Raw genomic sequence first — 11,667 nt, forward strand, 5'->3', positions numbered from 1 at the left:
TGCTGCACAGCGCGAGATTTTCGGCCAGCATTTCTTCAGTGCGTTGAAGCGCGAGCTCGGTCCGGTGGATGCGCTGCCTGGCATTGGCAACTTCCGATGTCAAAATATCGGCCGCCATCCCGTGGCCGTGAGGTTCCATAGTGTCCATGGGTTTCTAATACATGGGGGGCGATATCGTTCCCTGATGTCGGGCGAAACGGCGGGCCGCAGAAGCGCGATGGGCCGAATGACCAATGCGCGCCCTGTCAAAACAGCGCCGGAAACAGGCGAACGGCTTCGGCCGCTCTACATCCCACGGGCAGAGGCGATCACGGTCCAGAGGGCCATTGATCTGGTCAGGTACGACTACAACGTAAGCGAAGACACACTCAGGCGGCTGGTGATCAAGCACCGTCTTCACAACCAGACAATGCCCGGTGTTCCGTGAAGAATAAGCGTTCCCGGTTTGGCTATGGCGCTCGCCGGCGATGATGACGCGCTTGCGCGGTTGAGGCGGGACGATCGCGAGCATCCGGACGTAACCCGGTATTTCAAGCGGCTAGGCATCCCGCGATCCTGACCTGCTATCAAAAGTTATGGTCGCGCCGACTGTCTAAAGTAGACGTTAAGTAGATGTCGCGGCCTGACAGGCCCCACACATGACCATACGTGCGGAATTCCTCGACGAGGCCGCGCGTGCGATTCTCTTGCCTCGAAACCGGGGCCGGAGATTAACGGGAATGCCGTTTATCGGTAACCACCCCTGGGCTGGCCATCCGGGACCGAATAGTCTCCTTGCCGTCAGCGAGCTCTCCCGGAGGCGCCGGAGGAGCACGTAAAGGAATGCCAGCTAGCGCATGCCCCTGATGAACGTGGCCGCGCAGCTCATTGACGATCGCCATGTATGCGCCGAGCGGGATCGCGTCGAAAACCTCGAGCACGGCGGCCATGCCCCGCTCCACTAGGTCCGGACAGGCCAGCAGCAAGTCAGAGACGGCCGTCAGGCTGCTTTCTTCGATGAGCGCGTGGTTGGCCGCGGCCCTCAGCCAAGACACACAGGACCAACCGTGCATGCTCAGCGCCATGATTGTCGATCAGCCGGCGGATGGAGCCGACGGCGCGCGTCTGGCTTTCTTCGGATAGCGGCCCTTGGGGACGATCTCTACGTCGAACTCGCCACAGAGCGCGTCAACTCGCGGGTGACGTAGAGTGCAGATCCGCGGCTCCAGCCTTCTCGCGCAAGCATTCGGCGTCTCCGCATGATCGAGGCACGATGTTTGCACAAATGTAACGGCCGCTGCAAGAGTGATGCACGATGGACAGTGGTGGGCACGCGTTGACGAGACGTCAAGCGTTCAGGATTTTCGCTTCCTTGGCGGCGCTGAGAAATGCCACGCGCGCTATCTCCGGTGCGCTGCCGCCGCCGAGCACCTTCATGCACGCCATGCGAGCCTGGATGCGGCGCCCGGTTTCTCCAATGGGCCAGCGGTAAAGCAGCATTTCGGCGGCTTCGCGGGTGCTCGAAACACTGACTTTGCCCGAGGACAGCAAAACGGTCACGGGCTCTTCGAACGTGCCGACGTCTCGTTCGCAGGTCATATGCTGGTCTCCTTTCGCAACCTCCCCAAGACCTTACGGGTGAACCCTCCGTTCCGTTGCGTCACGTTTGTCCCGGTGGGCGAACATTCTGTGAGGATGGGAGCTCGTCCAGAGCGCGGGCTTGATCGCTCAGACTGGACTCGCCAACGCGTTGCGGTTCTCAACAGCGAGAACCGTCCTTATCGCACGGGCCACTTGCCGGCGCAGGCATCCGCAGACGGAAGTCAATACTCATTTCTGGGGATGGAAATCTCGCGTGCAGATCGGCGAAGCTGGGCAACAGGAGTGAACGTCATGACCGTTATTGCCCATAGCATTGCCAGCGACCCCCACGGAACATGGCGGGTTGTCTTCTTGCCTGAAGAGCTGCATCTCTACGTGGAGTTCAATCGGCCAGGCGCCGGCACGAATCCCGTCGACTGGATGAGTCTCGACGACTTCCTTGCACGGCGCCCAAAAGATGCTCTCCACCAGCGGGCGCGCGACAGACTGGTCTCGCTTATTTGCAAGGCGCTTGGGGCCTGTCCCGGCTGACGCCCAACCGTTCTATCGACTTGGGAAATAGCCTGTACTTCTATCCAAAGGCGATGGGGGAAAGCGCTATGGGCAGGCGGAAGAATGATCGCGGTTTTGGCCGCGGCTCTGGTGATTGCCGGTTGCCAGAACAGCGGGTACTTCCTGAAAACATACAGCGCTTCTGTCGCGCGCAAGCACGTCGTCCAGACCGCTGGCGGTTCATTCTGGGTCTTCGATCGTCCGGACCTTGGCAAGATCATGACGACACCGTCGCCAGGCACTATTGCCGCTCCGGCGATCATCAGTGGCGCAACAGTCGGGCTCGTGAAGCTCGATCCGGTGGTTGCTGCGCACCAAGCCTTCGCCCTGCAGTACCTCGCTCAAACTGGCCGGACCTGCGAGATAAAAACCAGCGTCGAGATTTGGCGCCCGGAGTTTGAACACACCTACGTTTGCTCAAACTGAGGGTCGGGAGTCGCGAGCGCAAGAGCGAATCGTTGCTGCGTTGCGCATCGCCCTCTAGGCCGCCGGCGTCGAGTTCATCCCGGAGAACGGCGGCGGCGCCGGCGTGAGGCTCCGCAAACCTTAGCTTAGGTTAGGCCGTAGACTCATTACTGCGCAGCCACACACCTGCTTTTCGCGATCGGACGAAGCGGTTGCAACAGGTGGTGCGCGGGCAATAGCGCTGAGGCAGGTCGCGCCATGGCGCACCGGAGCGCAGCACCCAGAAGATACCGTTCAGCACGCGGCGATCATCAACACACGGCACACCTCTTGGCTTGTTGGGTAGCAGCGGCTCGATCACCATTCAAGGTCTGTCAGACCATATCGGCTCATGGTGAGCCCTGAATCAGAATCCGGCGCGATGTGGAGTGTCAGTAGGACGTTTCGTTCGTCACCTCTCACCTTATCGAGCAGTGAAGGAAATGCATCGCACATTGCGCGGCGAACGTGCTCCGCAGGGATTTCCGGCAGAAGCTCTTGGTTGCGGTCGGGCCGAGCAAGGGGCGAGCTTCTTGCCGGGCCTGCGCCAACACCAGAGTGAGTTCGGGGCGGAGACAAGCTGTAGAACCTCGCCTGGTTCGAATGCTTCCCGTAACGACACGAAAACTCATTCCCGACCGCCTGTGCCGATGATCTCCGGGGATACGCCACGACGCCTGCTTGATTTATGCGGGAGTCTCCCGACTACGTTGCTGGATGGGTAGCACGCCACAACTTGAGACGGTTTTGATCGAGATGATTGTCCAAGCTGCAGATTTTCGCCGGCCAGCTTCGATTCCGTAGCAGGCGACTGCGCCGATAAATCTGGAGGCCGAATACTCTTCAATGTTCGCGTTGACAGCTATGTGGATGTTCAGCGAGTTGCGCCCTCGCGAGCAAATCTGACGAGGGAATGACTCCTTTGCTTCTGCTGTTGGATCGTACGGGGACGTCGATCAAGATCCATGAGGTGCGGGTTGAGGACTACCCGTTGGTAGTCTCCATCGCCGATTGGGCCAATCAGCCCCTTCACTCGCAAGCCATTACCAGCGTCAATGTCGAGGTTACCCTGCTCCTGGACTCTGTCGCATCGGAAGCACGGCCGGATTAGCTGAATTGCGGACTCAGCCGATGTTAGCGGGGCCTACGCGTTATGAACGGGCCCGCACTCCTCCTGCTCCTTTGTGCATTCCACACTGCCTTTTATGCGACTTTCGAAGCACAAACGGTGAACGGCGGTGCAGCTGTTGGCGCGGCAAATAGCTAAGCTCAACTATCCGGCTTGAGCCCAATGCCTATAGGTACAAAGTCGCTCAGGGCTGCGAGCCGGACGGCTCGGCCGGTACACTCGACATCACTGCCGGTCTGGCCACCTATGCAGGGGATAACTCCGAAGTTCCCTTTTTGTTCTTTTCGAGGCCGCTGCGTTCCTGTATACATCAGGACATTCTTTCTGCCCCTTTTCTCCCGAGGGAGTGCCCGATGACTGTCCAGCCCAGGACTCTCAATGAGCCGACAATCAGCTGTCCCAGCTGCAAGACCGACATCAAGCTCAACGAGTCGCTCGCGGCGCCGCTGATTGCGGCCACGCGCGAGGAATACGTACGGCGATTGGCGCAGAGCAACGCCGTCATGACGGCCCGGGAGGAAGAGCTTCAGCGCAAGCAGGCCGCGATCGACGCCGCCCGTGAGGACATCGACAGCCAGGTATCCGAAAAGCTCAAGCTTGAGCGTGCTGGAATAGTCGCCGAAGAGGCCCGAAAGGCAAAACTGCTGGTCTCGACAGACCTTGAGGACAAGGACAGGAAGCTTGGCGAGATGGAGGCGACGTTGAGGGCGCGGGACGAGAAGCTTGCCGCAGCGCAGTTACAACAGGCCGAGTTTATGAAGCAGCAGCGGGCGCTCGACGATGAAAAGCGGGAAATGGCGCTGACCATTGAAAAGAGAATCCAGGAGGGGCTGGACGCCGTTCGCATCAAGGCCAGGACCGAAGCCGAAGACGGCCTCAAGATGAAGGTGGCCGAGAAAGAGGAACAGATCGCCGGCATGCAGCGTCAGATCGAGGAGCTAAAGCGCCGCGCCGAGCAAGGTTCCCAGCAGCTTCAGGGCGAGGTCCTTGAGCTTGAGTTGGAGTCACTGATCGGCAGCCGCTTCCCGATGGACATCATCGAACCGGTCGCCAAAGGTGAGTTCGGTGGTGATGTGCTGCAGCGCGTGGTGGGGCCGGCCGGCCAGCCCTGCGGCGCGATTCTGTGGGAATCAAAACGCACCAGGAATTGAAGCCAGGGCTGGCTGGGCAAGCTCCGGACGGACCAGCGCGCTGCCAAGGCTGACATCGCGTTGATGATCTCCGAGGCGCTGCCTGCGGGCGTGGAAACGTTCGATTTGGTGGATGGCGTCTACATCGCCCATCCCAAATGCGCGATGCCGATAGCGATCATGCTCCGGCAGTCCCTTATCGAACTCGACAACTCCCGCCTCGCGCAGGACGGGCAGGCAACTAAGATGGAACAAGTCTACGGCTACCTGACGGGCCCCCGGTTTCGTCACAGGGTCGAGGCGATCGTTGAGAAATTCTCCGATATGCAGGACGATCTCGCGAGGGAACGCAAGGCCACGGTACGCCTATGGGCCAAGCGGGAGGCTCAGATACAGGGCGTGATCGAGTCGACCGTCGGGATGTACGGCGACCTACAGGGTATCGCGGGGAAGGTCATGCAGGAAATTGAGGGCCTCGAGGTTGTTGCTATCGATGCGGCTGCAGCGGTTGGAGCCGACACCATAAACGGTCCGACAAGCGACTGCCCCAAGCCGGGCGTTCCCCGTTGCGCCCGATCGCCGCCTAGATGACTGGGAAGGTGGCAAGATTTCCGGCGAATGAACGCATTTGGAGCCGACGATCTTGTATTTTCCGCGGTAGCCGAACAAAGCCAAAAGCTGTCAAGAAGCCACTGCGAGGCGTCCCATGCGTGGAATATGTCCTTGTCGTAGGTGAAGGGCGTCGGATGGGTGACCCCATTGCGAAATCGGTCAGCAATAAAATCCCGTCGTGCGCCGGTTGCCCCTTCTTCGCTTTCAGGCGCTTGCGAAGGAGGTCGGATTGATCAGCTGGATCCCCCTCGATCTTGAGCAGGCGCGCACAGGCCCTGATTTGCCCGGCTAGGCTCACACTCCCCGCGTAAATCCGAGACATCAGAAGCCGTTCCGATCGGCGTTGCGGACCTCACCGTATCCGACGCGCGTGCCTTTCACGAAACCCAGGAAGGAGCATACCCGACCGAGGAATTCATAGACCTTGTCGGCCTTCAGTGGCGTCCCATCCGATGACCGAAGCGCCGCCCGATGTGAAATGGTGCGGATGAGCGGCAGGCTGGCACCCCCGCCGCTCACCGACTGGAAGTGATTGAATGGCCGCACGGTAACTGCCAAGTTGCCGAACTCCAGCACGACCCCTACCTTTCTTCGGATGGATTGCCGGACCGCACAGAATGACGGCCTCGGCCAATCCCTTGGATTTCCCGCAAGATCCAGTGGCGAGAACCGTGACGTCGCTGAAAATTCTTCGTGCCCGACAAAATGATACTTATGGGAAACCATCAGGAACTCGGCTGTCGTAACACCTTCGAACGTGACCTTAAGATCCTGATCAATGCTGGCAATCCCCGGCCTGAGAGGCCCTGTCCATCTCAGCTGGCGGTCAAGATGCTCATCGAGCCGCAACGAGGCATCCCTGAACTCACAGGGCTTGCCGTCGAGTGGGCCCATGCGCCTTGCCCTCGTAGAAGGAGACGGCCGAGTGCTCTGCGGTCAAACTAGCCTCCCAGCTCGGTCTCCGAGGTATTAAAAGCGCCGGTCGCTCAGCTGCTGGATTGGCCCGCGTTGGGGCCCCTTAGGAGTGTCTCAACGCCACGGTCGCCGGCTATGTCGCCAGGTCGCGACGTTTTTAACGCGGTGCCCCCACAAACCGTGTCGCGATCTCGAGGCTGCCGCTCTCTCGGGTGATGCGTTCAAGGATCCGGTCAGGATAGCAGCCATGACCGAAGGCTGGAACGATTCGCCGCCAGCTCGCCACCACCTTCGACTTCGCCCCGCAAATCGGCGAGAGCATCTTCCAGTGCGTTGGTCATGCGGATTGCCTTTGATTACGACAGCATCTCGAACACGATTTCGTTGATCTCGCGCCCTTCGTCGGTGGAATCCAGGAGTTCCCGAATATGCCTTCGGCTTGCGGCGAAGTGGAGATCCCGATTGATTGTGAAGCCCGTCACGATGCTTTCGGCCGCCTTACCCAATTCGGTCAGCCGCCGATGGATCGGATTTTCGACATCGAAGCGAGGAATCGGCACCTCCCACACATGCTTGGCTATGTCGCGTTCGTCCTTTCCATATGTCATGAACGGCCGCACAAGCTCGGTGGTAACGGGTGCGTTCAGCACTGCGCAAAGATAGTCGGCCTCGTTGTCGGAATGAACAGAAGCCCAATAAAGGCCGTTCCCGAAGATTGCCCGTTGGTTTGAGATTTTCGCGGCGACAACATGCATCCCCGAACGGTTGTAGACGACCCGAAGCGGAGGGGTTGGAAGCTGCTTGGAAAGCTTGGATTGGTAATCGAGCTGCTCGATCAAGGAGAGGCGTTCGCTCGAGCGGTTGCTCCGCCAGATTTCTTCTGCCCTCGACCACCATTGCTGGAGCCCCTGATGCAGGTCAATTTGGCCCCGGTCGAATGCCGCCCTCGCGCCGCAAGGAATAACCGCGAACATCGGTTCCCCAGTTCGAAACGGATATACGTTGTCGCCCGTGTAGTAGGGGCGCACGAATTCGGTTTCCACCACACCCGAAATGTCGGGCAAATCCTTCCAAGGCTTCTTCTCCTGCACGCTTCGCGACGATCTGACCGCGATCTTGCCCGCAGGAATTCCCAGCGTAGAGGCTTCCTGTCTCTCGACCATGAAAGCCATGCGGGGCAGAACGTTCGCCCCCTGAGTAAAGGCTGGAGCATAAGGCGATTTCGTCAGTTGGCCGACATGCCGCAACTTCCCGTCGGTTCTTGTGAGGCTTGCCTTTGCCTCCGGCCACGACATGTTTGCCGCCTTCAATCGCCCTGTCCAGAGTTCGGCTTCCTCGGGCATCTTGCGCCCTGACCAGGTTGCGCCCACGAGAGGATTGCTGGCGTGCTCCTCTCTGTTTCCAAAGACGACACAGGCCGCACGCGGGAAAAAATGAGGCCGAATTCGACGGAGATCCCACGAAGCGGAAAACGCGATTGCGACATCACCGGACTTGCCGCCGTAATGGCCGCTTCTGAAGCCAGCATAGTGCTCGCGGTCGATTGCCGCATTCGGCAGCACCAAGCCAAACTTGCCACCAGTCTTCAAATAGAGTTCGCAAGCCCTGACGGCGAACAAGCCCGACAAGTCCTGATGCGTCGACAGCTCGCCGCCCGCCCATAGGTCGCGGGTTTCGCTCATCACCTTGAACGTTGCCTGCATTTCGATCGTCATCTTCCGATAAGCCAGCCACGGAGGATTGCCGACAAGAACGTCCACACGATTACCCGGTCGCGACAGCCACAGCGGCCTTGCCAGATTCCTGATGTAGTAGCCCCAGATGTGGTCGCGACCTTCGTCATGCAGACGGCACATCGTCTTGAACGTGCCCTCTATGGTCGAATGGTACTTTTCTTGGATCGCAAGTCTCTGCAGGACCGCTCTCAAAGTCGGAATCGGTGTTCCGGGCTTTCGGTGGGATGCCCGGTTGGCCATCTCGTTGACCAGCTCGTCAAATCTGGCCGCATCATCCAGCAGGGCATCCGGGAATGACAGTTCGTTTCCGAACAAATCCCGCTTGTCGTCGGCCCGGATGACAAGATTGCCTGCTGCCCAAAGATCGATGTTTTGCTCCTGCCATTGTAGGCTATCGCCGAGATAAACCGGAATGCGGATCGTCTTGCGATCGGGATCGATGAGCCTTTGCCGCCCGATCGCCAATAAATATGTGACGCGGGCCAGGGTGACGGCAACGGGATGTAAATCCATTCCGATGACACTGCGCGTCACGCCGTCGAGGATTTGCCCGACACCCAAGCCCTGGCTTTCCGCGGCGGCGATGTATCGCCTGATAGCATGAAACAGGAAGGTGCCCGAACCGCAGGCAGCATCGAGAACTCGCGAACCCATCGGATCGGTGACGGTTTCCTGCACGATGACATCGGCCAGCCAGTCGGGCGTATAGTACTCCCCCAGGCGTCGGCGCGTTTCCGTGCCTATGACGCTTTCATATAGGACCTTGAGGACGTCCTGCTCGACCGAGCTCCAATCAAAACGCGCCAACCGCTTGGCAAGTGTCCTGACAAAGACTTCACCGCCCTCAATTTCCACGACCCAATCGAAGAAATCGGGTTCCACCACTCCGTGGATGCCGCTTTCGTCAAACTTCTCGCCCGTCAGCAGTGCCGCAGGGTTCAAGGACTCAATTGCAAGGCCGAGAACCGCGTGCGCGATGATTTCCGCGGTGTTTACGAGAAGTGTGTGCTCGACGAAGAGAGCGTCGGTATCCTCGAACTGAGTACCGAGTGCCGAAGTGAGGAGCCGCGACCACAATGTCCGCTTCATCTTAACGGAGGGATTTTCCCGGTTGCGTAGGTAGAGAGACGAGAGGCTTGCGCGGTCCAGGGCGTAGGAGCTACTTCCGGCACCTAGCCTTGTCTCGATGTTCAAAGCGGTTGGAGCGATATCGCTCGCCGTTGCGAGCACACCTTCAAGCCATACGATAAACCGTTCAATGTCGGCGGCGTTGGCATCGACCGTGATCGATGAAACTTCGCGCAATTTCCCGTCCACGAGATCGTAGCAAATCCACTCGGTGCCGTCGGTGAGAACGCCGACATAACGGAGGCCCGTCTGCGCCATGCGGAGCTCGACATATCCGGCAAGCTGTTCGACGGCTTCAGACTTGATCTTGCCTTTGCGGAGATCTCGCTTCACCTCGATTACGGTTGAGCCTACTTCGACGTCGATCCGGCGACGGTCGCCCAGCTGCGACTCCAACGAGACGATCGTAACGTCGGATTCCTCAAGGTCGAAGGGTGCCGACAGAATAAACTGACGCACATCCGCCTGGATTTCCGATTCCGTCCGCTTATCGTTCCGCCGCGCTATCCGCGTAAATAATTCCAGCAATACAGTATCCCCCAAATCGATCGCACCATTCACCGTTCGCGCCTCTTGTGCAACCGAAAGTCTTTTTCGTTCACTGCTGCAGTGAACTGATGCACTCGCCGTAGAAGGTTTGGGTGTCCTGACCGGGCGCGCTGACGCTTACGCTGGCAGGCAACCGCAGAGAGAACTGAGCTCCTGAGCCTTAGGCCGCTGACATCAAGCTCGATCCGACACTCATGGGAACAGGCTTCGTCTGGCCGACCTGCAGCGTGTTGTCGTCCGCTCCCATGCCGCCACGGAATATCAAGATCATCGGCGGCACCTTCTCAAAATTGCAGCTTACGATGGTCAGCTCTTTGGCGGCGATGGTGATCATCGTCGTCATCCCTATCATGATCATAGTGCTGATCGTCATCAACAGGCGCTTCATCAGTATTTGAACTCCAGCGTACTACTGGTGGCATCGGATTCCATGTCGATGCAGCCCTTCAAAATCGAGTCGGACCCGCCGCCAACTTTGCCGACTTCATGGCAGTAGTTCCGCATTCTGGGCGGGATGCCTGACCAGCAGGATTTTGAGTTGTCGTGCACTTTCTGCTCCATTTCCATGCAACCGTTGTAAATCGTGGAGGACCCGACGCAAACTTCGGCCACCCGCTGGCAATAACCGGTTTCCAAACACCCTCAGCAAATCGCACATCAGCGTCGCTCAGCTCGCTCAATCAGGATTCGTCGTGCAAAACTCGTCAAGCCAGCATTTGGAACCGACCGTCATATCCGCTCCCGAAAACTGTCCGGGAATTAGCGGAATTGCTCCAACACTGTCCCGCTTTTACTGAAATGCTGTCCGCGGCGTGCCGGAAACATGCAGGCAGACTGACTGTGGATCACGTGTGTCGTGCGCTCCGCCCCGATTAGGCTAGTCTCCCGGCAGTCGCGCGCCACTGATGTTCGGCCCTAAGGCAAGCCTCCACTTCGCTCCACTCAGCGGGGACCCCATGGGCCAAATTATTGCGCAGCCTCCGTGCGCCGTGCAGATAATCGCGTACACTAAGGGGTTGACCACCAAGTTGGCGGCAAATCGGTCCCCAATCCAGCGTCTCAACGTCCTCATAGTATGAATTCGGATCAGCTCGCAGCCGCGAACGGTAGCAGCGGATCACGTCCTGCCGTCGCTCCTCCAGCCAAGGGAAGAGTACAGCTACTTGGCCACGCCACACCCGCTTCTTCAGCAAGTGAGGCTGATTGGCCGCCAGGAATAGTGGGTGGACACAATTCTCGCCGCCCCACAAGTCGTAGCTTCCTGACGGCCAATCCGGCCTGTTGGTTTTACTCCACCTATCGAGCCGCTCGTCGGCCCACTGCTTGACATCAAGGTCGGGTCGAATGGCAGAGGCGATCCGCGCTGACTGGATGCGCTCGATGACGTCAAGATCCCAAGCGCCGACTTCGACCGCTACTGCGATGGCCAGTCGGGCGGAGAGGGTGTCGGCTTTGGAACTGCCTTGCGCAGCGAAGGTCGCTCCATCGAGAGGGCCGAGTACGCCTTGGGTGGTACGCATTTGCCAGATTGGAGCATCGCACGCAGGATCTATTCGACGAGACAGAAATAAAACCGCCGGGGATGATGCCACACGTCGACCAGCCGCAGCACGGGCAAAGCGCTGCAGGTCTGCTCGGAACGCCGAGTCCTCCTCGGCACCCCAAGCTAGTATCACCGCATAATTGATATCGAGTGCGAAACCCTCGGGGGTAGACGCATTCGCGCCAAAGCTCTCGCGCAGACGCTGGGCTAAAGTTCCACGGTCCTCGCTAACATTCAACGGGCAGACCTGATCCAGGCCTTCATCTCGGATCGCCTGTTCAATCGCGTGGGCCAGCGCTGACGGATCGAACGGCTCATGCACGGCCACGGATTGCCGGTTTCCCGCTA

Annotated in this window: 9 protein-coding genes and 3 pseudogenes; 4 read left to right on the forward strand and 8 right to left on the reverse strand. The window is 59.0% G+C overall.

The genetic code is table 11. From position 1 onward, the window contains the following. Positions 1–427 (forward strand): hypothetical protein (locus NKK47_RS30815; RefSeq protein ID WP_352579439.1); only part of this gene is annotated, 427 nt, incomplete at its 5' end. Positions 428–710: 283 nt separating this feature from the next. On the opposite strand, the gene NKK47_RS30820 is transcribed toward NKK47_RS30815, so the two are convergent. Next, positions 711–1,064, reverse strand: a complete 354-nt coding sequence (locus tag NKK47_RS30820; RefSeq protein WP_352579440.1) for a hypothetical protein — start codon at positions 1,062–1,064, stop codon at positions 711–713. 262 nt (positions 1,065–1,326) lie between these two features. Further along, a complete protein-coding gene (locus NKK47_RS30825) occupies positions 1,327–1,539 on the reverse strand; it encodes a DUF982 domain-containing protein (protein ID WP_352517489.1) in 213 nt (70 codons plus the stop codon). A 333-nt stretch (positions 1,540–1,872) separates the two neighbouring features. Here NKK47_RS30825 and NKK47_RS30830 point away from each other — a divergent pair, with 333 nt between their 5' ends. Both NKK47_RS30830 and NKK47_RS30835 read left to right on the forward strand, forming a co-directional pair. Further along, complete coding sequence (locus NKK47_RS30830; protein ID WP_352579441.1) at positions 1,873–2,112, forward strand: hypothetical protein; 240 nt, start codon at positions 1,873–1,875, stop codon at positions 2,110–2,112. 84 nt (positions 2,113–2,196) lie between these two features. Next, the gene (locus NKK47_RS30835; protein ID WP_352579442.1) at positions 2,197–2,559 is read left to right on the forward strand and encodes a hypothetical protein; all 363 of its coding nucleotides are present in this window, start codon (positions 2,197–2,199) and stop codon (positions 2,557–2,559) included. 151 nt (positions 2,560–2,710) lie between these two features. Here NKK47_RS30835 and NKK47_RS30840 read toward each other — a convergent pair. Together NKK47_RS30840 and NKK47_RS30845 are read right to left on the reverse strand one after the other, a co-directional pair. After that, positions 2,711–2,931, reverse strand: a pseudogene (locus NKK47_RS30840) (transposase); the annotation flags it as partial. A gap of 33 nt (positions 2,932–2,964) precedes the next feature. Beyond that, positions 2,965–3,193 (reverse strand): annotated as a pseudogene (locus NKK47_RS30845) (aminoglycoside adenylyltransferase domain-containing protein); the annotation flags it as partial. Between the two features lie 866 nt (positions 3,194–4,059). Here NKK47_RS30845 and NKK47_RS30850 point away from each other — a divergent pair. Next, positions 4,060–5,427, forward strand: a pseudogene (locus NKK47_RS30850) (DUF2130 domain-containing protein). Between the two features lie 342 nt (positions 5,428–5,769). Here the strand turns inward: NKK47_RS30850 and NKK47_RS30855 are convergent. The 4 genes from NKK47_RS30855 to NKK47_RS30870 all read right to left on the reverse strand — a co-directional run bounded on the left by NKK47_RS30855 (position 5,770) and on the right by NKK47_RS30870 (position 11,647). Beyond that, positions 5,770–6,342 carry a hypothetical protein gene (locus NKK47_RS30855; RefSeq protein WP_352579443.1) on the reverse strand — a complete coding sequence of 191 codons (573 nt, stop codon included), beginning with the start codon at positions 6,340–6,342 and terminating at the stop codon, positions 5,770–5,772. 377 nt (positions 6,343–6,719) lie between these two features. Then, positions 6,720–9,788 (reverse strand): N-6 DNA methylase, encoded by a 3,069-nt coding sequence (locus tag NKK47_RS30860; RefSeq protein WP_352579444.1) that lies wholly within the window; start codon positions 9,786–9,788, stop codon positions 6,720–6,722. A 148-nt stretch (positions 9,789–9,936) separates the two neighbouring features. Further along, a complete protein-coding gene (locus NKK47_RS30865; protein ID WP_352579445.1) occupies positions 9,937–10,164 on the reverse strand; it encodes a hypothetical protein in 228 nt (75 codons plus the stop codon). A gap of 484 nt (positions 10,165–10,648) precedes the next feature. Next, positions 10,649–11,647 carry a hypothetical protein gene (locus tag NKK47_RS30870; protein ID WP_352579446.1) on the reverse strand — a complete coding sequence of 333 codons (999 nt, stop codon included), beginning with the start codon at positions 11,645–11,647 and terminating at the stop codon, positions 10,649–10,651. Positions 11,648–11,667: the final 20 nt, after the last annotated feature.

Source organism: Mesorhizobium sp. M0019 (assembly GCF_040323975.1).
GTDB lineage: Bacteria > Pseudomonadota > Alphaproteobacteria > Rhizobiales > Rhizobiaceae > Mesorhizobium.

Excerpts from the sequence above, each read along its gene's own strand:
- NKK47_RS30820 (WP_352579440.1), bottom strand. The coding sequence starts at position 1,064 with ATGGCGCTGAGCATGCACGGTTGGTCCTGTGTGTCTTGGCTGAGGGCC.
- NKK47_RS30830 (WP_352579441.1), top strand. The coding sequence starts at position 1,873 with ATGACCGTTATTGCCCATAGCATTGCCAGCGACCCCCACGGAACATGG.
- NKK47_RS30855 (WP_352579443.1), bottom strand. The coding sequence starts at position 6,342 with ATGGGCCCACTCGACGGCAAGCCCTGTGAGTTCAGGGATGCCTCGTTG.
- NKK47_RS30865 (WP_352579445.1), bottom strand. The coding sequence starts at position 10,164 with ATGAAGCGCCTGTTGATGACGATCAGCACTATGATCATGATAGGGATG.
- NKK47_RS30835 (WP_352579442.1), top strand. The coding sequence starts at position 2,197 with ATGATCGCGGTTTTGGCCGCGGCTCTGGTGATTGCCGGTTGCCAGAAC.